The organism is Streptomyces sp. JLBG701 (assembly GCF_058544905.1).
Window position 1 is genome coordinate 4,923,699 of sequence record NZ_CM178588.1, and the last position, 21,211, is coordinate 4,944,909.

The window sequence follows — 21,211 nt, forward strand, 5'->3', positions numbered from 1 at the left end:
GAAGCCGGCGTCGGCCGGAGCCAGGCGGTCTCGCCAGGCGTGCAGGAGGGCGCCGAAGTCGGAGCGGGAGGAAGCCATGGGGTCATTCTCGCCGCGCGGCGCCGCATCAGCCTGGGTACTGCCGGTCCTAGTGACGGGGACGGCACTGGTTGGCGGTGGTGCAAGCGGCGAGCGTGGAGATGTGTCCGAGCCGGGCGCCTCGGCGAAGCAGCGAAGGAGCCTTGCATGAAGCACACCATCGTGATGACGGGCGCGAGCCGCGGGATCGGTCGCGTCGCTGCGGGGCGCATCCTGCGTCGGTCGCCGGACGTGCACCTCCTCGTCGTTGCCCGCGGGTCCTCCGGCGCACAGCTCGCTGCGGAACTCGCTACGGGCGGGCACGCGGTCTCACACGTCTCGGCGGACCTCGGCTCGCTGGGCAGCGTCCGCTCGGCCGCTACCGAGATCTGCGACCGGCTCGATAGCGGTGACCTGCCGCCGCTGCGCGGCTTCGTGGGCAACGCGGGCATGCAGTACGCGAACGCGCTCACCGAGACACCCGATGGGTTCGAGTCCACCTTCGCCGTAAACGTGCTCGCCAACCACCTGTTCGTCCGCCTGCTCTGGGACCGCTTCATCGCTCCCGCCCGGATCGTGATCACCGCCAGTGACACCCACTTCGGCGACTTCAGGCACAACATGGGCATGGTTCCCGGCCCGGCATGGAAGTCGCCGGACGTCCTCGCCCGCACTTGCGCCTTTCCCAAGCCAGCCACCGTGGTCGCTGGGCGCACTGCGTACTCGACGAGCAAGCTGGCCGCCATCTACCTCGTGCACGAGTACGCGCGCCGCCTGCCGGCCGGGATCGACGCTGTCGCCTACAACCCGGGCTTCGTCCCCGGCACCGACCTTGCCCGCAATGCCGACCCCGTCTCCCGGTTCGCGATGCGGCGCATCCTGCCGGTGATGACCCTCACCCCGTTCGCCACCAGCCGCAATGCCGCGGGCCGCTGTCTCGCTGACGTCGTCCTCGGCACGTTCCAGGCGCCGACCGGCTCCTACGTAGACCGCACCCGTGTGGACCACTCGTCGGAGGAGTCCTACGACCCACGGCGCGAAGGCGAACTCTGGGATGCCGCCGAACGATTCACCGCGGCGTGAGCAGCGAGGACGGATAGATCGAACAGTGACCGAACAGCCCGACTGGCAGCAGTGAACGCGAACCTGATGATCAAGGTTGTCGAAGCCTTTCATCATGAACAGGGGTCGCGCTCGCGTGTCATCCTCTCTGATCGGTGTCCTGCGGCGCCTTGGCCCGCCTGGACGGCGACACAGTGGACGACGCGGTGGGCTTCTGGCTCGCCCGGTGCACCGGCCGACCCGGTGACGAACCGGGCGACATGCTGATCGGCCTGGCCCTGGCCCCGGACCAACTGCGCGACCTCGCCGACCAGGGTGCGCGGGCCGACGGGCCCGGTCCTACACCGTCTGGAGCGAGAGTGCCGTGTCGCCGGAGGACAACTCGTAGGCGGCGAGCAGGCGTTCGGCGTCGGCCATCTGCCTGAACCAGCCGTCACGGACCACGTCGATGCCCGTCTCGGGCTCCTGATCGGCATGACCGCCGTTATCCAGGGAGGAAATTCGCCCCCCTTGGCGGGGCGTTCGATCTGCAGTCCCCTGGTTAATGTGCTGTGGACATCCGTCGCGACCATCGGGCTCCGCAGACTGCGGACATCGGGTCGCGGATCACCCGCACGTCCCGTGACGCGACCGGTCACAAGCCGTAGAGGTACGCCTCCGCCCCAGGCCGAGTCATCGTCGGGAACGTCTCAAGGAAGGACAGCGCCGAGCCGTGGTCAATGTGCTGGCCCCCATCGCCGTACTGGCCGCTTTCGGTGCACTCCACTGGTACGCGTGGCGCCGCCTCGTACGCGACACCACGGCCCGGGGCTCGGCCCTCCTGCGAGCAGGAAGCGTCGTCTTCGTGGCCGGTCCCCTGCTCACGGTGGGCACCCTGGTGGCCGACCGCGCGGGAGCGCCGTTCCTCCTCCAGCAGATCCTGGCCTGGCCCGGATACCTGTGGCTGGCGCTCTTCCTGTACCTGCTGCTCGCCCTTCTGGCGGGCGAGATCGTCCGTCCCCTGCTGCGCCGCGTGCTCGCGCGGCGGGACACCGGAGCGGAACACAAGACGCGGCAGGGCGCGGAAGCCACGGCGGTACACCCTGCTGAGCCCGGAGCCGAGCGGGACGAGGCACTCGTCCTGGCCGGTGAGCTCCGGTCCGTCACCACACAACGCGACGAGTCGGGTGACGTACGGGACACTGCCGAGCGGGTCGCTGTACGGGGACCCGCGCCCGTACAGGAGCCCGAGCCGTCGCCCACCACCGCTCCTGCCCCGCCCTCGCGGCGCCTGTTCGTCTCCCGCGTCGTGGGCGGTGCCGCAGCGGCCGTCGCGGTCGGGACCGTCGGCCACGGCACGTACGGCGTCCTGCGTGGCCCGCAGGTGAAGCGCGTCACCGTTCCCCTGGCCAAACTGCCCCGCAGCGCACACGGGTTCCGGATCGCCGTGGTCAGCGACGTGCACCTCGGCCCGATCCTGGGCCGCGGCTTCTCCCAACGGGTTGTCGACACCATCAACGCGACGCAGCCCGACCTGATCGCGGTCGTCGGCGATCTGGTGGACGGCAGCGTCGATGACCTCGGCTCCGCCGTACAGCCGCTCGCCCAACTCCGGGCGCGGCACGGGGCGTACTTCGTCACCGGCAACCACGAGTACCTCTCGGGCGCCGAGCAGTGGATCCACAAGGTACGTGACCTGGGGCTGCGACCACTGGAGAACGCACGCACCGAGCTGCCGGGGTTCGACCTGGCGGGGGTCAACGACGTTCGCGGCGTGGACGAGGGCCAGGGGCCCGACTTCGTCCGGGCGCTCGGTGACCGCGACCGTTCCCGCGCCGCCGTGCTCCTCGCCCACCAACCCGTCGTGATCCACGATGCCGTTCGCCACGGTGTGGACCTCCAGCTCTCCGGCCACACTCACGGCGGCCAGCTCTGGCCCGCCAACTTCCTCGCCGAACTGGCCAACCCCACCGTTGCCGGGCTCGAACGTTACGGCGACACCCAGCTCTACGTGAGCCGGGGGGCCGGTGCCTGGGGCCCACCGGTCCGCGTGGGCGCACCGTCCGACATCACGGTCGTCCAACTCGCCTCACGCCAGGCCTAGGGCCTCTCGTTCGGATCATGCCGGTCTGATCCGAACGAAAGACCCTGGTCGTAGTCCGCACCGAAGACTCCCACTGAAAGTGCCCTGTCAGTACCTAGTACCTCCCACGGCAGGCACTCCCTGTTCCCTGCACGATGAGGTCCGCTGGATGCGGACCACTCCAAGCCCTCCGGAAGGATCGACTCGCCATGCGCTTCACCACGATCGCCGCGCCGCTGGCTCGCACCAGCGCCCGTCGCATCAGGCTATGGACAGCGTCCCTGGTCTCCGCGACGATGCTCATCCTGTTCTCGGCGGGTGCCGCGCAGGCGCATCACGGGTTCGACGACTACGACACCGGTCGCCTCTACTACATAGCGGGTACCGTCTCGCAGGTCCGCTGGGGCGAGCCGCACTCCCACTTCACCGTGACCGTCGAGAGCGATCTCCCCGCCGGCACACCCGAGCGCGATCTGCCTGAAGGACTGCGGGACGCTCCCGACAGCGACCCGATCAACGCCGCACCGTCCTACAGCGGTTCTCACGACGAGCTGGAGGTCACCATCGCGCCGCCGAGCTTCACGGGGATGTGGGGCCTGGACCGCGAGCTCGACGAGGGCGAGCGGATCGAAGCCGTCGGCTACGTCGGCAAGAGTCACACCGACGAGTTCCGTCCGGTCGTGTTCTGGTACGAAGAGGGGAAGCCTGTCAACCAGGTGCTCAACGAGGAACTCCCGGCGACGCCACTGACGGTCCCGTATCCGGAGGGCGACGCACCGTCCGCTGACGCCGACCAGGATTCCCCGTCGGCCGCAGCGGACTCCGAGGGCACGTCACCGATCGTGGTGTGGGCCGCGCTCGGTGGCGTACTGGTCGCCGTCGTCGCAGGTGGAGCCTTCTACCTGCGAGCACGCTCGCCCCGAGGGTGATGGCGCTCGTCATGGACAGTGTCTTCTCCTGGCTGGAGGACAGCGGGTTCTCCGAGGCCGTCCGTGGCACGGCCTACCTGTACCCGATGCTCGAGAGCGTCCACATCATCGGTATCGCCCTCCTCATCGGTCCGGCCGCGGCATTCGATCTTCGGCTGCTGGGGCTCGGCCGGCGGGCGCTGCGGGTGACGACCGCGGCCAACTATCTGCTCCGCCTGTCACACCTCGGCTTCGTGATCGCGGCAGCCACCGGCGTGGTCATGTTTCTGCCCGGCGCGAGTCTCATCGCCGACCGTGGCAGTGCTCCGTGGAAGCTCGGCCTCATCCTGCTCGCAGGTCTGAACATCCTGGTCTTCCATCGGCGGACCTACCGCAGCGTGGCCGACTGGGATATGGACCAGCCGACGCCTGTCGCCGCTCGGCTCGCCGCGGTCGTCTCCCTCACGTCGTGGTCGGGTGTCACGATCGCGGGGAGGCTCCTGGCCTATACCTGACCGCCACAGCGGATGGAGCCGTCGGGGGACGGATTCCGACGCTACAGCCATACGAGTCGGCGGTTCAGACCGCCCATTCGGGGAGAGGCGGTCCGCGGCTACCGCCCAGCCAGGGATCGCCGATCCCTGGCTGCCGTCACCGCCCGCTCGGATGATGGGGGTATGGAGCATTTCGATCAGGCAGCCATGGCGGACTTCCTGCGGCGGCGCCGCGAGGCACTTCAGCCCCAGGACGTGGGCCTCCCCAAGGGAGCGCGGCGCCGGGCGACCGGGCTGCGCCGTGAGGAGGTCGCGGTGCTCGCCGGGATGTCGACGGACTACCTCGCCCGCCTCGAACAGCAGCGCGGCCCGCGCCCGTCCGAGCAACTCCTCGCCGCGCTGGCCCGCGCCCTGCGGCTCAGTCTTGACGAACGCGACCACCTCTTCCGCCTCGCCGGGCACGGTGTGCCGGTACGGGTGCGCCGTGAGGAGCACGTCAGCCCGGGGCTGATGCGGGTACTGGACCGGCTGGAGGACACCCCGGCACAGGTCATCTCCGATCTCGCGGAGACCCTCGTACAAAACCGTCTCGCCACCGCGCTGCTGGGCGACGAGACCCAGTACACGGGCATGGCCCGCAGCGGCTTCTACCGGTGGTTCACCGACCCGCGGGCACGCGACCGCTACGCACGGGCCGAGCACGCGCTACAGAGCCGCACGCACGTCGCGGGGTTGCGCGCGGCTCTGTCGCGCGGCGGTGACGACCCGCGCCTCGTGGCCATGGTCGGCGACCTGTGCCGGCGCAGCGAGGAGTTCAGGGAGCTGTGGGAGCTGCACGAGGTCGCCGTGCAGGTCGGGCGGCGCAAGACGCTGCTGCACCCCGAGGTCGGCGCGCTCGACCTGGACTGCCAGGTGCTGTTCACCGAGAACCAGGCCCAGGCCCTGCTGGTCTTCACGGCGACCCCGGGCTCGGAGGACCACGACAAGCTCCAGCTCCTCAACGTGCTCGCGCACGGGCGTATCAGCGCCTGAGCGTGCCCGGCAAGACCTCAGCCAGGGATCGTCGATGGGCGGACAAACGGTCCCTCCCTCCGCTGCCGGGTCCTTGCCATGCTGAGCGTCCACCGGGCTGTACGGGCCGGAATGCGACGGCCCATGTCTGACGCCCGGTGCCCATGGACCCTTCCCCGACGAGGCACCCAGGAGCGCTCATGCAGGAATCCACAGGCCAACACAGGCAGACCGGCTCCCGGTTCTCCCGTCGCGGCTTCCTCGGCGGCACCGCCGCCGTGGGGGCCGTCGGCGTCGGAGCCGTCGGTGTGGCCCAGGGCTCGACCCCCGCCGATTCCGCGCCGGACGGCACGCTGACCGTGCGCCTGAAGGTGAACGGCAGCGCGCAGACCCTGCACCTGGACCCCCGCGCCACACTCCTGGACACGCTGCGCGAGCGGCTGGAGCTGACCGGCACCAAGAAGGGCTGCGACCGCGGCCAGTGCGGTGCGTGCACGGTCCATGTGGACGGCCGCCGGGTGCTGTCCTGTCTGACGCTGGCGGCGGCGGCCGACGGGAGCGAGGTCACCACCATCGAGGGCCTGGAACCCTCCGCCGACCGGTTGCATCCGATGCAGCAGGCGTTCGTCGACCGCGACGGGTTCCAGTGCGGCTTCTGCACCTCGGGCCAGATCATGTCGGCCGTGGCGCTGGTCGAGGAGGGGCGCGCGCACACCGACGACGAGGTCCGGGAGCACATGTCCGGCAACATCTGCCGGTGCAGTGCCTACCCGAACATCGTGCGGGCCGTGCAGGACGGCAAGAAGGCGATGAGCTGATGCGCACCTTCGGATTCACCGCACCCACCAGCGTGCGCTCCGCACTGGACCGGTCGAACGACTCCAGCGCCTACCTCGCAGGCGGCACGACCCTGGTCGACCTGATGAAGCTCGGCGTGCTGACCCCGCGCAGTGTGGTCGACATCAACCGCCTTCCGCTGCACGGCATTTCCCGTGACGAGAGAGGGTTGCGCATCGGTGCGCTGGAGCGCATGGGCGACGTGGCCGCGCACCCCCTGGTCCGCACCCACTACCCCGTCATCAGCCAGGCACTGGACCTGAGCGCTTCCCCCCAGCTGCGCAACATGGCGAGCATCGGCGGCAACCTGCTGCAACGCACCCGCTGCGGCTATTTCCGCGATGTGACCACCCCCTGCAACAAGCGCGAACCGGGCAGCGGTTGCTCCGCCCTCCACGGCGAGAACCGCATCCACGCGATCCTCGGCACCAGCGACTCCTGCGTCGCGACGCACCCCAGCGATCTGGCCGTCGCCCTGATGGCCCTGGACGCGGTCCTGAGCCTGCGCGGCCCCGACGGCGAACGCGCCATCCCCCTGCGGGAGTTCTACCGGCTGCCGGGCAGCACCCCGCACATCGAGAACGCGCTGAAGCCTGCCGAGCTGATCACCGGGGTCATCGTGCCCCCGCTGGCCTGGGCGCGGCGCTCGTCGTACCTGAAGATCCGTGACCGGCAGTCGTACGAGTTCGCCCTTGCCTCGGCCGCGGTGGCCCTGCGCCTGGACGGGGACACCGTCGTCGAGGCCCGTGTCGCGGTCGGCGGTGTCGGCACCCGTCCCTGGCGGCTGTCGGCGGTGGAACGCGCCCTGGCCGGCCGCCCCCGCACGGCCGCCACGTTCGAGGAGGCGGCGGCGCTCGCCGACGACGGAGCCCGCCCGCTGACCCACAACGCCTACAAGACCACCCTGGTGCGCCGGACCGTGCAGCGCGCCCTGACCGAGCTCGGAGGTGCCCGATGACGCTGTCTCCCGTGGGCCGCGACCTCGACCGCGTCGACGCCCGGCCCAAGGTCACCGGACGGGCCAGGTACGCCGCCGACTACCAGGCACAGGGCAAGGCGTACGGCTATCTCGTGCAGGCCACGATCGGCAAGGGCACCGTGCGCGCCATGGACACTACCGCGGCGGCCAAGGCCCCCGGTGTCGTCGCCGTGTACACGCCGTTCAACCCGCTCAAGCTCTACGCGCCGGCCGGCGGCCCCATCGTCGAGAACTACGCCCCGCTCCAGGACACCAGAGTCCGCTACCGCGGCCAGATCATCGGCCTGGTCGTCGCCGAGACCTTCGAGCAGGCCCGTTATGCCGCCGGTCTCGTCACCGCCACCTACGACGCGCAGGAGCCGCGGACCTCCCTGTCGGCCGAGTCACCGGGCACCACGGCGCCGCCCTCGGACCGTGGGGGACCGGCCAGGTCGACCGTGCTGGCAGCCGGGGTCGACTCGATCGAGGACGCCCTGCGCTCCTCCGACGTCACCGTGAGCACGACCGTGACCCAGCCCGCGCAGAGCCATGCCGCGATGGAGCCGCACGCCGCCCTCGCCATCTGGCACGAAGGGCACCTGACCATCCACACTGGCACCCAGGCCCCGCTGATCCACGCCCAGAGCATCGCCGCACGCATCGGGGTCGAGCCGGACCGGGTACGGGTGGTCAACCCCTACGTCGGCGGCGGGTTCGGCAGCAAGGCGCCCACTTGGAGCGAGCCGGTGCTCGCGGCCGCCGCGGCCCGGGAACTCAAGCGGCCCGTGAAGCTGGTCCTCACCCGCGAGCAGGTCTTCGTCCTCACCGGCCACCGTTCGGCCCTCACCCAGCGGGTGCGGCTCGGCGCCTCGGCCGACGGCACGCTGAAGGTGGTCGCGCACGAGTCGGACGCGGAGGATCCCGCCGTCAGCGCATGGCCCATGCTCCCCGCCCAGGGGACCTCGACCCTGCTGTACAAGACGGAGAACCTCGCGATCGACCAGCGTCTCGTCGAACTCGACGTGCCGCCGGTCTGCGCGATGCGCGGCCCCGGCGAGTCACCCGGCGCCTTCGCCGTGGAAACGGCGATGGACGAACTGGCCGACAAGCTCGGCATGGACCCGTTGGAGCTGCGGCGCAAGAACTACGCCGTCACCGTCCCCGGCACCGGGCTGCGCTGGTCCGGCAAGCACTTGGACGAGTGCTACCGCGTCGGGGCCGAGCGGTTCGGCTGGTCGCGCCGCAACGCCCGGCCGCGCTCGCACCGTGAGGGCGACTGGCTCATCGGCATGGGCATGGCCACCGCCATCTACGGGGGCGGCCGAATCCCCGCCCAGGCCCGGGTCGGCTTCGAGGCCGACGGCACCGCCACCGTGGGCACCGCCACCGCCGACCTCGGCACCGGAGCGCGCACCGTCATCGCCGTCACCGCCGCGGACGCCCTGGGCATCCCGCTGCAACGGGTCACGGCGGACCTGGGCGACTCCGCGCTGCCCGCGGGAGCGATGGCCGCCGGCTCCCTGGCGACCGCCAGCTCCGTCCCCGCCGTACAGGCGGCGGCCCGCGCGGCCGTCACCGCCCTGATCGACCAGGCGGTGGAGAACGAGCGCTCGCCCTTCCACGGCCTGGACAAGGACGACGTCACCTACAGCGACGGTCGGATCAGCGGCGGCGGACGCTCCGTCACCTTCCGGCGCCTGCTCCAGACCATCGGCCTGCCCCGGGTCCAGGCCACGGCGGCCTCGTCGGCGCCCCCGCCGCCCGACCAGTACGCCCTGAACAGCTTCGGCGCGCACTTCTGCGAGGTGAAGGTGCACCGTCTCACCGGCGAACCCCGCGTCACCCGGTTCACGACCGTCATCGACGCCGGCCGCATCATGAGCGCGCGGACGACCCGCAGCCAGATCTCCGGCGCGGTCATCTTCGGCATCGGACACGCCCTGCTGGAGGCCAACCCCATGGAGGAGTCCGGGCGGTTCGCCGCCGGAAACCTCGCCGACTACCTGGTGCCCGTCAACGCCGACATCCCCGACCTGGACGTCCACTATCTCGACCGGCCCGACCCGGTCGTCAGCGAGCTCGGCGCCCGCGGCCTGGGCGAACTCCCCTCGGTCGGCGCGGCCGCGGCCATCGGCAACGCCGTCCACAACGCCACCGGCATCCGCGTCCGCGACCTGCCCATCACCCTCGACAAACTCCTGGGCTGATCCCTCAACACGCCTGTCAGGAACGACACTCATGCTCGAACTGGGCAAGGAACTACTGAGGCGCCTCGACGAGGACGAGGGCGCGCCCCTCGCGGTGGCCACCGTCACGGCCGTACGCGGCAGCGCACCGCGCCCACCCGGCGCCACGCTCGCCGTCGACCGGGACGGCAGCGCCCTCGGCAGCATCTCGGGCGGCTGCGTCGAAGGCAGCGTCCACGCACTGTGCACCGAACTGCTGGCCGAGGATGCCGGTGCCGGGGCGGCCGTACATCGCTTCGGCTACAGCGACGACGACGCGTTCGCGGTCGGTCTCACCTGCGGAGGCGAACTCGACGTCCTCGTCCAGCGCATCGACGCCCCGCAACGCCCGCAGCCGCGCGCCGCGTTGGCGGACGCCGCCGACGGCCGGGCCATCGCCCTGGTCACGGTCGTCGAGGGCCCAGGGCAGCTGCTGGGGCGGGCGATGACCGTACGCGGCGTCGGCAGTCACGTCGGCGGTCTCGGCAACGCCGGTCTCGACCGGGAGGCGCTGGCCCAGGCACGCGCCGCACTGGAGGCGGGAGGCACCAGGACGGTGAAGGTCGGCCCGCACACCAGCGGCGCCGACCCGCTGACGCTGCTGGTGGAGTGCGCCCTACCCGCTCCCCGCATGCTCGTCTTCGGCGCGATCGACCACGCCGTGGCGCTCGCGCAGGCCGGGGCGTTCCTCGGCTACCGGGTCACGGTCTGCGACGCACGGCCCACCTTCGCCACCGCGCAACGCTTTCCGTACGCCGACGAGGTCGTCGTCGACTGGCCGCACCGCTACCTCGACACCCAGCGGCTCGACCGGCGCGCCGTCGTCTGCGTCCTGACGCATGACCCGAAGTTCGACGTCCCCCTGCTCCGGCTCGCCCTTGACCTGCCCGTGGGCTACGTCGGTGCGATGGGCTCCCGCCGCACGCACGAGGAACGCCTGCGCCGGCTGCGTGAAGTCGGCGTCACCGACGGGCAGTTGGCCCGGCTGCGCTCCCCGATCGGCCTCGACCTCGGCGCCCGTACCCCCGAGGAGACGGCCATCTCCATCACTGCCGAGATCATCGCCCACGCCAACCGGAGCACCGGCCTGCCCCTGACCCGGGTCACCGGACCGATCCACCGAGTGTCCGGTGTCGCTGCTTCGGACGTTCCCCTGACGGCGTGAGCGGAACAGGAACCACGTGCTCATCGACACCTACAACCGAGTGGCCACCGACCTGCGCGTCTCACTGACCGACCGCTGCAACCTGCGGTGCACGTACTGCATGCCCGAGGAGGGCCTGCAGTGGCTGGCCAAGCCGGACCTGCTCACGGACGACGAGATCGTCCGCCTGATAGACATAGCCGTCCGCCTGCTGGGCATCGAGGAGGTCCGCTTCACCGGCGGCGAGCCCCTGCTGCGACCGGGTCTGGTCGGCATCGTGGAGCGGGTCGCGGCCCTGGCCCCGCGCCCCCAGATGTCCCTGACGACGAACGGCATCGGCCTCAAGCGCACCGCGACCGCCCTGAAGGCGGCGGGCCTGGACCGGGTCAACGTCTCCCTGGACACCCTGCGCCCGGACGTCTTCAGGACGCTCACCCGCCGGGACCGTCACAAGGACGTCATCGAGGGCCTCTACGCGGCCCACGAGGCCGGCCTGACCCCGGTCAAGGTGAACGCGGTGCTGATGCGGGGCCTGAACGCGGACGAGGCTCCGGACCTGCTGGCGTGGGCGGTCGAGCACGACTACGAGCTGCGGTTCATCGAGCAGATGCCGCTGGACGCGCAGCACGGCTGGAAGCGCGAGGGCATGGTGACGGCGGGCGACATCCTGGCCTCCCTGCGTACCCGTTTCGAGTTGACGGAGGAGGGCTCGGACAAGCGCGGCTCGGCTCCGGCGGAGCGCTGGCTGGTGGACGGCGGCCCGCACGTCGTGGGTGTCATCGCCTCGGTCACCCGCCCGTTCTGCGCGGCCCTGCGACCGCACCCGCCTCACAGCCGACGGCCAGATCCGCACCTGCCTCTTCGCCCGCGAGGAGACCGACCTCCGCGCGGCCCTCCGCTCGGACGCCCCGGACGAGGAGATAGCCCGCATCTGGCGCGAGGCGATGTGGGGCAAGAAGGCAGGCGCGGGCCTGGACGACCCGTCCTTCGTCCAGCCGGACCGACCCATGTCAGCCATCGGAGGGTGACGCCTGTGCGCGGACGCCCGTCAGAGGGGTGCCCGCTGCCTGACGCGGAACTAGGTCACAACCCTCAGCGGCAGCCGGACCGCCGGTGGCAGTGCGGGGATGGCCGGCTGGGCGCGCATGCCCTGGATCAGCAGCGCGGCGAAGCGTCGTGAGGCGGCCACTGCGGCGGTCGTCGAGGTGGTCCGGATGCCGCCGTTGGCCATGAGCATCATGATCAGGTCGTCGAGGACGAAGTCCGGGCGCAGTCCGCCCGCTGCCTTGGCCCGGCGGGCGAGTTCCGCGACCTTGCCCCATGCCCGCTCCCGGTCCGCGGCGAAGTCGATCGCGCGGGGGAAGGCCGAGACGAACGCCGCGGTGAAGCCCCGGTCCCGTGCGTGCATTTCGCACACCTTCTCGACCATCAGGCAGAAGCCGTGCCAGGGGTCCGGATCGGCCAGTCCCTCGTCGACGAGGGCGCTGCAGGCCGTCATCTGCTCGCTGAAGGCCTCGGTGACCAGCGCCTCCTTGGTGGGGAAGTGCCGGTAGAGGGTCGCGGGGCCGACCTCGGCCCGTCGCGCGACCTCGCGCATCGCGACGTCCAGCCCCTGCTCGGCGAACGTCGTACGGGCCGCGGCGAGGATGCGCTCGCGGTTGTCCCGGGCATCGGAGCGCAGGGAGTGAGGCAAACGGTTCGTCACCGCTCTCACTTTAGCCAAACGGACGGGGTGTTCCGTTAGCGTCCGAGGCCATGAGAGCACTGACCTTCTCCGAGTACGGCCCCACCAGCGTCCTGGAAGTTTCCGACGTACCGGAGCCACACGCGGGACCGGGCCGTATCAGGGTGGCCGTACGGGCCTCGGGTGTCACTCCCTCCGACTGCTCCCTCCGTTCGGGCCGGTTCCGCGACCTGATGCCGGTGGGCCTGCCCCACGTGCTCGGCGTGGATGCCGCGGGCGTGGTCGACGAGGTCGGCGCCGGGGTCACCGGTGTCCGGCGGGGCGACGAGGTCTTCGGCATCGTCGATCTCGCGGTGCTCGGCGGTGCGAACGCCGAGTATGCCGTCCTGGCGGTCTGGGCGCCGAAGCCGGACGCGCTGAGCTGGGAGGAGGCCGGCGGCGCGGCTGCCAACGTCGAGACCGCCACGCGCACCCTCGACCGGCTGAAGGTCACCGCCGGCACGACCCTGTTGATCGAGGGCGCGGCCGGTGGGGTCGGCACGGTCGCCGTCCAGCTCGCGGTGGCCCGCGGTGCGACCGTCATCGGGACGGCCGGCGCCCACAATCACGAGTTCGTCGCGGAGTTGGGGGCGATACCGACCACGTACGGACCCGGGCTGGGCGAGCGGGTCGCCGCCCTGACGCCGGACGGGGTCGACGCCGTCCTGGACTGCGCCGGATCCGGCTCGCTGCCCGATCTGGTGGAGATCGCCGGAAGCCCGGACCGGGTGGTGACCATCGCCGACCTGAACGCCGCGAAGCACGGAGTCCACCTGTCGACCTCGGCGGGCCCCGGAGCGGACCCGCAGGCGGTCGAAGGACTCGCCGCGGCCGCCGCCCTCGCCCAGCAGGGCCGCTTCACCGTGCCGCTCGCGGCTGCCTTCACCATCGACAACGCGGCTGCGGCGCACGAGCTGAGCGAGACCGGCCACGCCCGCGGAAAGATCGTCCTCACCTTCTAAGGCCGCCTCAGGACAGTGTTCGCCGGACCTCAGGCGAGAGGGGGAGAGGCCGGCAGATGCTGGTCGGCGGCCCAGGAGGCGAGGATGCGCAGCCGGTCGTGGGTGGGGGAGCCGGGGGCGGCGGTCCAGACGGTGAGGTGCTGGTCGGGGTCGGTGTTGGCGGTCAACGTGTCCCAGTCGAGGACGAGTTCGCCGACGACCGGGTGGTTGAGGGTCTTGGTGCCCACGGTGCGGGCGGCGACGCGGTGTTCGCCCCACCATTGGGCGAACTGCTTGTCCCGCAGGGACAGTTCACCGACCAGCTCGATCAGCCGAGGGTCCTCCGGATACCTCGCGGCCTCCATCCGCAGCTGGGCGACGGCGATCTGGGCGGAGGCGTTCCAGTCGGCGTACAGGGTGCGCATGGCCGGGTCGGTGAAGATGAGCCGGGGATAGTTGCGGTGCTTCTCCGGGATGCGGGAGAAGTCGGTGACCAGCGCGGCGGCCAGGGCGTTCCAGGCCAGGATGTCCCCGCGCCTGCCCTGCACGATGGCCGGGGTGGCGGTGAGGTCGTCCAGGACCCGTTGCAGCTGCGGCTGGACCGTCTGCCGACCGCGCCGCCGGGTACGGGTGGTGGTCCGGCCCGCGAGCTGGAAGAGGTAGCCGCGCTCGTCGTCGTCCAGATGGAGCACCCGGGCGAGCACGTCCAGTACGGGTGCGGACGCCTGCATACGGCCCTGTTCGAGGCGCGTGTAGTAGTCGGTGCTGATGCTGGCGAGCTGAGCGACCTCCTCGCGCCGCAGCCCGTCCACACGGCGGGGCCCACCTGTCTCGGGCAGGCCGACAGCGCGCGGACTCAGCTCCGAACGGCGCTTCTTGAGGAATTCTCCCAGCTCATTGAGGGGCACATTGCCGGTCATGCTGCCCAGCATGGCACTGATCGAACCTGAGGAAGGAGGGAGAGTTTCCACCCAGGATGTTTCCCTCCCCCGATAGATCCCTCCGCTTTTCGCCCCTGCCTTCGCGTGTGACGCTCGACATCGAACAGCTGCTGCACACCCCCGGCTGCGGCATGTCACCAAGGCCCTTCTCCAGCCCTGACCGAGCACGAATCCCTGCGAAAGCAAAGTCACCATGACGACCTTTGCACTCATCGGCGCCAGCCCCGGCCTCGGGCTCGCCACCGCCCGCCGCTTCGGAACCGCCGGCCACTCCGTCGCCCTCATCGCTCGCAATCCGCAGCGACTGGAGGAGCTGGCGGCCGAGCTGGCCCGCGACGGCGTCCAGGCCCGCGGCTTCACCGCCGACGTACTCGACATCGAGTCGCTGAACGAGGCCCTGTACGCGGCCGCGACCGCCCTGGGACCCGTCGAGATCCTCCAGTACAGCCCCGTGCCCCGTGCCGACTTCATGAAGCCGGTCCTCGACGCGACTGCCGACGACCTCGACGCGCCCCTCGCCTTCTCCGTCAAGGGGCCCGTCAGCGCGGTGAACGCCGTCCTGCCCGGCATGCGCGAGCTCGGCCGCGGCACCCTGCTGTTCGTCAACGGCGGGAGCGCCGTACGCCCGCACCCCGACCGGGCCGGCACCTCCGTCGCCTTCGCCGCCGAGAGCGCGTACGCCCGCATGCTCCACGACGCCCTCGCTCCGGAGAACATCCACGTCGCCCAGCTGATCGCCCCGGGCGCGATTCGGCCCGACGCCGAGCACAGCAGCCCCGACGTCCTGGCCCGGCGTCTGTACGACATTCACCACGAGAGGGACGGTTTCCGCCACTACGCCGAGCCCCTGCCCGACTGATGCTCTGGAGGACGCCGTGACCACAACCACCCGTGTCGGCCTTGCCCGTGCCGTCCCGACAGCCTTACTGCTCGCGGTGGCCGCCTGCACCGACGAGGCGCCGCCCTCCCCGTCTTCCCCGTCCTCCGCTTCCGCGTCCTCCGCTTCCGCGGCACAGCGAACACCGACTGCCACCGCACCCGTCACACCGTCCGACGACAAGAGCACCGCCATGAACATCAGGCTCACCATCGACGGCCACCAGGTCGACGCCACCCTCGACGACAGCGCCACGGCCCGCGACTTCGCCGCCCTGCTCCCGCTCACCCTGAACCTGAGCGACTTCCACCAGACGGAGCGGATCGCCGATCTGCCGCGTCGACTGTCCACCTCCGGCGCCCCGGACGCCGCCGAGGCCAAGCCCGGTGACCTGGCCTATTACGCCCCCTGGGGCAATCTGGCCCTCTACTACCGCGGCAGCGGCTCCAGCGACGCCGGCCTGATCATCCTCGGCCGCGTGAACGGCGACACCGAACGCCTCGCCACCGCCACCAAGGTCACCATCGAAGCCGCCTCCTGACCCGGCCCACTCTCAACGGGAGAAAAACGTGAACCCCGCCTACGACTTCACCGGCCAGGTCGCCTTCGTCACGGGCGCCGGCTCCGGCATGGGCCTGGCGACCGCCCGCGCTTTCGCCGAGGCCGGAGCCGCCGTCGCTCTCGCCGACATCGACGAAGCGGCGCTCGACGCGGCGGTCAAAGAACTCGCCGGCGCGGGTCACCACGTCCTCGCCGTCACCTGCGACGTCAGCGACGAAGAGCAGGTCGCCGCCGCGGTCGACCGCACTGTGGAGACCTTCGGCCGCCTCGACACGGCCTTCAACAACGCCGGTATCCAGATCCCGCCCAGCGACGCCGCCGACGAACCCGCCGAGCGGTTCGACCGCGTCAACGCCATCAACCTCCGTGGCGTGTGGGCCTGCATGAAGCACGAGCTGCGGCACATGCGCGCCCAGGGCAGCGGCGCCATCGTCAACTGCTCCTCGCTCGGCGGCCTGGTCGGCCTCCCCGGCCGTGCCTCCTACCACGCCTCCAAGCACGGGGTGATCGGCCTGACCACCAGCGCCGCTCTGGAGTACGCCCCGCGCGGCATCCGGATCAACGCCGTCTGCCCCGGCACCATCGACACCCCCATGGTCCGCGACATGATCACCAAGGGGGAACTCGACCGCGCCGAGGCCGAGGCCAACCAGCCGATCAATCGCCTCGGTACGGCCGAGGAGATCGCCCAGGCGGTCCTGTGGCTGTGCAGCCCGGGAGCGGGTTTCGTCGTGGGCGTCGCCCTCCCCGTCGACGGCGGCTACGTCGCCCGATGACGGCGTGGGGGCCGCCGTCACGCAATGGACGGCGGCCCCCAGGGCATCGTCAGGTGTCAGCAGACGGCGAAGGGATCGACCCCGTCCCACGCCTCGCGCCGGGCGTCGGCAAGGCGGTCGTCGACCAGACGCGGCTCCACGTCGAAGGACAGGCAGGCCCGATGGCGAGGAGTGAAGGCCGGCCAGTTCGGCAGCGCCTGGGTCGCAGGGGAACCGTGGCGGGCGAACGCGGCGAACGCGTCCACCATCTTCGAGGACAGGGCCCGTGCCGTCGGGAGGTCGGTCGGCGCGGCACCGGTGAAGTCGCCCTGCCCGAAGTTGCCGAAGGTGTACTGGACGTCGCTGCCGTGGGTGGGCCCGAAGGGGCCGGCCTGCGCGTAGTCGAAGGTGTACTGCCACACGTTGGCGCCGGCTCGGTGGGCGTACTCGGCCAGCCACACCGACGGCATCACGACGAACCAGCCGCTGAGCACGTCGTTGAGGGTCGTGTGACCGGGGAGAGCGGTGTCGCCGTACACCTTGAGGAGACGGTCCCAGGCACGGTCGCCCGTGGCCTGGCGTGCGAGGGTCTCGAAGCGGCGCGGGAAGACCGGCGAGCCCATGAACGGCTCGATCTCCATGTTGCAGGTGCCGATCAGCAGATCGACGCTCCCGTCCACGGCCCCCAGCGGATGCCGGGGCAGCACCTGCCCGTCGATCACATGGCCGAACGGCTCCAGCAGTTGAGGATCGTTCGAGGCCTGCACCGAGGCGTCGAGCAGTTCCGCGGTCGACACCGCCGTCAGGCGTGAGGCGTCCGAGACTCCGAGGGAGCGCATGACCGCCTCCCGGGTCGCGGACGCGAACTCGGCGGTGTGGACGGGGCGCGGGCCGCCGCTCTGGATGACGGCCCGGCGGAACAGCCCCCGTGCCTTGGGCGTACCGAGCAGCGCGCCGATGGACATGGCGCCCGCCGACTCACCCATGACGGTGACGGCCCACGGGTCCCCGCCGAAGGCGGCGATGTTGTCGCGCACCCAGCGCAGCGCGGCCATCTGGTCCAGCAGCCGCAGGTTCCCCGAACCGAAGCGGTCCGGCTGGTACAGGCTGCCGAAGGCGCCCAGCCGGTAGTTGAAGGTGACGACGACGCAGTCCCGCCGTACGTACTGCGCTCCGTCGAAGGTCGGGTCGTTGCCCGTCCCGGCGATGAACCCGCCGCCGTGGATCCACACGATCACCGGCTTCTTCCCGGTGGTCGACGGGGACCACACGTTGAGGTATAGACAGTCCTCGCTCTGGTTCGGCGTCTCCGGCAGGCCCGGCAGCAGAGGCACCTGCGGTGCGGCATGGCCGTACTCTGTCGCGTCGCGCACCCCCGTCCACGACGCTGCCGGCTGCGGTGGAGCGAAGCGTCGCCGTCCGGTCGGCGCAGCGGCATAGGGCATGCCCTTCCAGACCAGCGCACCGTCGCTGCGCTCGACCCCCCGCACCCTGCCCGAGCGCGTGGTGACGACGACCGACCGGGTGCCATGGCCACCGCGGGAGTTCGCCGAGGCGCCGGAGGGGGCGAAGGCACCCGTCCCGAGTGCCGCACCGGCGACGCTCGCACCTGTGAGCCCGAGAAATCCTCTACGCCCAAGATCCTGACTCAATGGGGTGCCCCTTCCAGGGTGGAACCGTGAGACGAAAGCCGAGACCGGCAGCACGACGAATCGACGTTGACGACCGCCTGATCGGCGAGACTTCCACGTCTCGCGCCAAGGAAGGAGGGAGAGATTCCTCCCCCGTGCGCCCAACTCTGAGAGGCGCCTGCAGGGGCTTGCCCAGTCACCACGGGACGATGGCGAGGTCTTCCACCTCAAACACGAGTTCCGGCCGGTACAGGTCGGCCACCTGTACGGCGGTATTGGCGGGCGGACGCGTGGTCTCGATGCCGGCGTCGAGGGCGGTCCGTACCTCCGGCGGGACGGCGACGCCCCCTTCTGCGCAGGCATCGCCGCAACTCCGCTGTGGGAGCCGACTTGGTGCGCAGGCGCCGCAATGACGGCATGGGCCCGCGCCCCCTCCCGAGGGGGCGCGGGCCCATGCCGTATGCGGGTCCTTTCCCATGCGGGCAAGGAAGATTTCTGTCGGACGGGTGTGTCACATACCTCGTCCGCCGATGGCGCCGTCGGGTGCGATCTCGGCGATGCGGGCGAGGTCGTCGGCGGTCAGCTTGAGGTCGGCGGCGGCGACGTTCTGCGCGACGCGCTCGGGGCTGCGGGATCCGGGGATCGGGACGATGTAGTCCTTCTTCGCGAGCAGCCAGGCCAGGGCGAGCTGCGACAGGGTGACGTCCTTGCTCTCCGCGATCTTGGTGAGCTCGTTGACGATGGAGAGGTTCTGGTCGAAGTTCTCCGGGGCCCACCAGGGAATCATCTGGCGGAAGTCGCCCGCGTCGTAGTGCTCGCGGGACTTGACGGCGCCACTGAGGAAGCCGCGGGCGAGCGGGGAGTAGGCGACGAGCCCGATGCCGAGCTCCTCCAGTACGGGGAAGAACTGCTCGGAGTCGTGGGCGAAGATCGAGTACTCGTGCTGAAGGACGGAGATCGGGTGCACCGCGTGGGCCCGGCGGATGGCGTCGCTGTCGGTGTTGGACAGGCCGAGGTACTTGACCTTGCCGGCGTCGACGAACTCCTTCATCACGCCGACCACGTCCTCGATCGGGACGCTGGGGTCGGGACCGTGCTGGTAGAGCACGTCGATCACGTCGGTGTTCAGGTTGCGGAGGCTGTTGTCGACGACCTCCCGGATGTGCTCCGGCCGTGAGTTCGGGGCGAAGGTCGGGGTAAGGCCGAACTTGGTCGCGATGGTCACCTCGTCACGGATGGGTGCGAGAGCGTTGCCGAGCAGCTTCTCGCCTTCCCCCCAGCCGTACATCTCCGCGGTGTCGAAATGGGTCACGCCGAGTTCGTGTGCGCGGCGGATCGCGGTGATCGATCCGGTGTCGTCCGAGGGGCCGTAGCCGACGGCGGTGCCCATCGCGCCGTAGCCGAGCTCGGACACGGTCAGACCCTGCCGGCCCAGATTGCGCTGCTGCATGAGGTGCTCCTGTAAGTCAGACCGAACGTTTCGGTTCGATCGTACACGCGTCGAGTGCCCTGTCAAGACCGAACGGTTCGGTCTGATAAACTGGATACATGCCTCCCCGTAGCAGCATCGACGCCACCAGCGATCGCATCATCGCTGCGGCCACCGCCGAGTTCGCCCGCCATGGCATCGCGGGAGCGCGTGTCGAGCGGATCGCCAAGGCCGCGCGTACCGGCAAGGAGCGCGTGTACGCGTACTTCCGCAGCAAGGAGGCGTTGTACCGCTTCGTCGCCGGCCGGGAACTCGCGGCGATGGCCGAAGCGGTCCCGCTGGATCCCACCGACCTTCCGGGCTACGCCGGCCGGATGCACGACCACGCCACGAGCCATCCCGAACGCCACCGGCTGATGATGTGGGGCCAGCTGGAACTCCCCGCCGGGGAGACTCCTTCCGACGACCCGGTGCAGGAGTCCCTGCGGGGCAAGATCGAGCAGCTGCGGAAGGCGCAGGAGGCAGGCCACCTCGATCCCGAGTGGGAGCCCGAGGACATCCTCGTGTTCGTCAGTCAGCTGGCGCTGTCGTGGGCAGGCCAGACCGGCCTCGTTCCCGTCGGCGCGGAACGCGACGCGTTCATGGCGGCCCACCGGGCGGCCATCGTCGCAGCTGTTCAGCGACTGTTCCCCGCCGTCGCTGTCGGCGATGCGGCCCCAACGGCCGCTGATTCATAGGATCCTGGCGAGAGGTCAGTCTCTTCGACTGGCGGCAGGACCGGGCTGCCGGAGGCGGAGGGCTCGCGTGCTCTGCGGGTCGTGGGAGTGCGAGGACGTCGGTCGGAGTCGCCCCTTGCCGGTCCTGCCGGTCCCCTCTGGGGCGACATCGCTCTTCCTTGTGGAGCGCGACCCGGGGCTTCCGTGCAGGGGTGCCGCTGGTGCGGGTGGCCTCAGCGTGTCCGGGGGAACAGCTGCTCGACTGCGGTCACCACGGCGGCGCGCCGGGCTGCGAGGGTGCGGTCCGCGGCGTGTTCGGTCGCGGCCTGGCTGAGTTCGGGCTGGGCTGCCCAGGTGGTGGCGATCTGGTTGATCAGGGCGAGGACGTCGGCGGGATCCCAGGCGGGATCGAGCTGTCCGGCCCGCTGTGCCTGGCTGAGCTGGCCGATTTTGCGGGCGATGACTGCCGGAGTGGGATCGTCCTCGGCAGCCTCGGAACCTGACAGTTCCAGGCGGCCCCAGGTGATCAGGCGGTGGTGGTCGGGGCGGGCGGTGAAGTAGTCGAACAGGCGGCCCGCGTAGCCGGGCAGGTCGGACGGGTCCATCTGCGTGGCCTCGGCGATCACGGCCAGTTCCCGTGCGGCGACGTGGGCGTAGAGCGCTTCCTTGCTGCGGAAGTAGGCGTAGACGCGTTCCTTGCTGGTCCTGCCGAGTTTCGCGATGCGGTCCACGCGGGCGCCGGCGATGCCGTGGCGGGCGAACTCCTCCATGGCGGCGGTGAGGATCCGCTCCCGCGTCGTGTCGCCGCCGTCGGGAGCGGATGCGGGGGCGGCGGTCTGGCCGGCGTCGAGAGGGTTGGACACAACCACAGGATAGGAC

The 21,211-nt window shown here is 70.8% G+C and carries 19 protein-coding genes and 1 pseudogene; 15 read left to right on the plus strand and 5 right to left on the minus strand.

What is annotated here, in order from left to right; genetic code table 11:
• Nucleotides 1–225 precede the first annotated feature (225 nt).
• The 10 genes and pseudogenes from AC5DRG_RS22515 to moaA all read left to right on the plus strand — a co-directional run bounded on the left by AC5DRG_RS22515 (nt 226) and on the right by moaA (nt 11,786).
• On the plus strand, nt 226–1,140 hold the full coding sequence (locus tag AC5DRG_RS22515) for an SDR family NAD(P)-dependent oxidoreductase (protein WP_491812399.1): 915 nt from the start codon (nt 226–228) through the stop codon (nt 1,138–1,140).
• A gap of 691 nt (nt 1,141–1,831) precedes the next feature.
• Entirely contained in the window at nt 1,832–3,202 is a 1,371-nt protein-coding gene (locus AC5DRG_RS22520; RefSeq protein WP_491812400.1) for a metallophosphoesterase, read from the plus strand.
• A 188-nt stretch (nt 3,203–3,390) separates the two neighbouring features.
• Entirely contained in the window at nt 3,391–4,110 is a 720-nt protein-coding gene (locus AC5DRG_RS22525; RefSeq protein WP_491812401.1) for a DUF6152 family protein, read from the plus strand.
• A gap of 11 nt (nt 4,111–4,121) precedes the next feature.
• Nucleotides 4,122–4,604, plus strand: coding sequence for a hypothetical protein (locus AC5DRG_RS22530; protein WP_491812402.1), 483 nt, complete (start codon nt 4,122–4,124; stop codon nt 4,602–4,604).
• 162 nt (nt 4,605–4,766) lie between these two features.
• The gene (locus AC5DRG_RS22535) at nt 4,767–5,615 is read left to right on the plus strand and encodes a helix-turn-helix transcriptional regulator (protein ID WP_491812403.1); all 849 of its coding nucleotides are present in this window, start codon (nt 4,767–4,769) and stop codon (nt 5,613–5,615) included.
• Nucleotides 5,616–5,794: 179 nt separating this feature from the next.
• Nucleotides 5,795–6,412, plus strand: coding sequence for a (2Fe-2S)-binding protein (locus tag AC5DRG_RS22540; RefSeq protein ID WP_389353260.1), 618 nt, complete (start codon nt 5,795–5,797; stop codon nt 6,410–6,412).
• Nucleotides 6,412–7,389, plus strand: a complete 978-nt coding sequence (locus AC5DRG_RS22545) for an FAD binding domain-containing protein (RefSeq protein ID WP_491812404.1) — start codon at nt 6,412–6,414, stop codon at nt 7,387–7,389. The genes AC5DRG_RS22540 and AC5DRG_RS22545 overlap by 1 nt, the downstream gene beginning before the upstream one ends.
• A complete protein-coding gene (locus AC5DRG_RS22550) occupies nt 7,386–9,596 on the plus strand; it encodes a xanthine dehydrogenase family protein molybdopterin-binding subunit (RefSeq protein WP_491812405.1) in 2,211 nt (736 codons plus the stop codon). Before AC5DRG_RS22545 ends, AC5DRG_RS22550 begins: the two co-directional genes overlap by 4 nt.
• A gap of 31 nt (nt 9,597–9,627) precedes the next feature.
• Nucleotides 9,628–10,779, plus strand: a complete 1,152-nt coding sequence (locus tag AC5DRG_RS22555; RefSeq protein WP_491812406.1) for an XdhC family protein — start codon at nt 9,628–9,630, stop codon at nt 10,777–10,779.
• Nucleotides 10,780–10,795: 16 nt separating this feature from the next.
• A pseudogene (moaA, locus tag AC5DRG_RS22560) lies at nt 10,796–11,786 on the plus strand (GTP 3',8-cyclase MoaA).
• Between the two features lie 50 nt (nt 11,787–11,836).
• Here the strand turns inward: moaA and AC5DRG_RS22565 are convergent.
• Nucleotides 11,837–12,463, minus strand: a complete 627-nt coding sequence (locus AC5DRG_RS22565; protein WP_491812407.1) for a TetR/AcrR family transcriptional regulator — start codon at nt 12,461–12,463, stop codon at nt 11,837–11,839.
• A 50-nt stretch (nt 12,464–12,513) separates the two neighbouring features.
• Between AC5DRG_RS22565 and AC5DRG_RS22570 the strand changes: the two genes are divergently transcribed.
• The gene (locus tag AC5DRG_RS22570; RefSeq protein WP_491812408.1) at nt 12,514–13,443 is read left to right on the plus strand and encodes an NADP-dependent oxidoreductase; all 930 of its coding nucleotides are present in this window, start codon (nt 12,514–12,516) and stop codon (nt 13,441–13,443) included.
• A gap of 29 nt (nt 13,444–13,472) precedes the next feature.
• On the opposite strand, the gene AC5DRG_RS22575 is transcribed toward AC5DRG_RS22570, so the two are convergent.
• Nucleotides 13,473–14,354 carry a helix-turn-helix domain-containing protein gene (locus AC5DRG_RS22575; RefSeq protein ID WP_491812409.1) on the minus strand — a complete coding sequence of 294 codons (882 nt, stop codon included), beginning with the start codon at nt 14,352–14,354 and terminating at the stop codon, nt 13,473–13,475.
• A gap of 202 nt (nt 14,355–14,556) precedes the next feature.
• On the opposite strand from AC5DRG_RS22575, the gene AC5DRG_RS22580 reads away from it, so the two are divergent.
• Genes AC5DRG_RS22580 through AC5DRG_RS22590 form a run of 3 tightly spaced genes read left to right on the plus strand, consistent with a single transcriptional unit; the run spans nt 14,557 to nt 16,577 of the window.
• On the plus strand, nt 14,557–15,222 hold the full coding sequence (locus AC5DRG_RS22580; RefSeq protein ID WP_491812411.1) for an SDR family NAD(P)-dependent oxidoreductase: 666 nt from the start codon (nt 14,557–14,559) through the stop codon (nt 15,220–15,222).
• 16 nt (nt 15,223–15,238) lie between these two features.
• Nucleotides 15,239–15,781 (plus strand): cyclophilin-like fold protein, encoded by a 543-nt coding sequence (locus AC5DRG_RS22585; RefSeq protein ID WP_491812412.1) that lies wholly within the window; start codon nt 15,239–15,241, stop codon nt 15,779–15,781.
• Between the two features lie 28 nt (nt 15,782–15,809).
• Nucleotides 15,810–16,577, plus strand: coding sequence for a glucose 1-dehydrogenase (locus AC5DRG_RS22590; RefSeq protein WP_491812413.1), 768 nt, complete (start codon nt 15,810–15,812; stop codon nt 16,575–16,577).
• 56 nt (nt 16,578–16,633) lie between these two features.
• Here AC5DRG_RS22590 and AC5DRG_RS22595 read toward each other — a convergent pair whose 3' ends face one another.
• Entirely contained in the window at nt 16,634–18,208 is a 1,575-nt protein-coding gene (locus tag AC5DRG_RS22595) for a carboxylesterase/lipase family protein (RefSeq protein WP_491812414.1), read from the minus strand.
• A 490-nt stretch (nt 18,209–18,698) separates the two neighbouring features.
• A complete protein-coding gene (locus AC5DRG_RS22600; RefSeq protein ID WP_491812415.1) occupies nt 18,699–19,637 on the minus strand; it encodes an aldo/keto reductase in 939 nt (312 codons plus the stop codon).
• A 98-nt stretch (nt 19,638–19,735) separates the two neighbouring features.
• Here AC5DRG_RS22600 and AC5DRG_RS22605 point away from each other — a divergent pair, with 98 nt between their 5' ends.
• Nucleotides 19,736–20,353, plus strand: coding sequence for a TetR/AcrR family transcriptional regulator (locus AC5DRG_RS22605; protein ID WP_491812416.1), 618 nt, complete (start codon nt 19,736–19,738; stop codon nt 20,351–20,353).
• A 212-nt stretch (nt 20,354–20,565) separates the two neighbouring features.
• On the opposite strand, the gene AC5DRG_RS22610 is transcribed toward AC5DRG_RS22605, so the two are convergent.
• On the minus strand, nt 20,566–21,195 hold the full coding sequence (locus tag AC5DRG_RS22610; RefSeq protein WP_491812417.1) for a TetR/AcrR family transcriptional regulator: 630 nt from the start codon (nt 21,193–21,195) through the stop codon (nt 20,566–20,568).
• Nucleotides 21,196–21,211 lie beyond the last annotated feature (16 nt).

Bases quoted from the DNA above. Each gene is read 5' to 3' on its own strand.
- AC5DRG_RS22580 (WP_491812411.1), top strand. From the start codon at position 14,557: ATGACGACCTTTGCACTCATCGGCGCCAGCCCCGGCCTCGGGCTCGCC.
- AC5DRG_RS22600 (WP_491812415.1), bottom strand. From the start codon at position 19,637: ATGCAGCAGCGCAATCTGGGCCGGCAGGGTCTGACCGTGTCCGAGCTC.
- AC5DRG_RS22530 (WP_491812402.1), top strand. From the start codon at position 4,122: ATGGACAGTGTCTTCTCCTGGCTGGAGGACAGCGGGTTCTCCGAGGCC.
- AC5DRG_RS22570 (WP_491812408.1), top strand. From the start codon at position 12,514: ATGAGAGCACTGACCTTCTCCGAGTACGGCCCCACCAGCGTCCTGGAA.
- AC5DRG_RS22540 (WP_389353260.1), top strand. From the start codon at position 5,795: ATGCAGGAATCCACAGGCCAACACAGGCAGACCGGCTCCCGGTTCTCC.
- AC5DRG_RS22515 (WP_491812399.1), top strand. From the start codon at position 226: ATGAAGCACACCATCGTGATGACGGGCGCGAGCCGCGGGATCGGTCGC.
- AC5DRG_RS22525 (WP_491812401.1), top strand. From the start codon at position 3,391: ATGCGCTTCACCACGATCGCCGCGCCGCTGGCTCGCACCAGCGCCCGT.
- AC5DRG_RS22605 (WP_491812416.1), top strand. From the start codon at position 19,736: ATGCCTCCCCGTAGCAGCATCGACGCCACCAGCGATCGCATCATCGCT.
- AC5DRG_RS22535 (WP_491812403.1), top strand. From the start codon at position 4,767: ATGGAGCATTTCGATCAGGCAGCCATGGCGGACTTCCTGCGGCGGCGC.
- AC5DRG_RS22545 (WP_491812404.1), top strand. From the start codon at position 6,412: ATGCGCACCTTCGGATTCACCGCACCCACCAGCGTGCGCTCCGCACTG.
- AC5DRG_RS22550 (WP_491812405.1), top strand. From the start codon at position 7,386: ATGACGCTGTCTCCCGTGGGCCGCGACCTCGACCGCGTCGACGCCCGG.
- AC5DRG_RS22575 (WP_491812409.1), bottom strand. From the start codon at position 14,354: ATGCTGGGCAGCATGACCGGCAATGTGCCCCTCAATGAGCTGGGAGAA.
- AC5DRG_RS22555 (WP_491812406.1), top strand. From the start codon at position 9,628: ATGCTCGAACTGGGCAAGGAACTACTGAGGCGCCTCGACGAGGACGAG.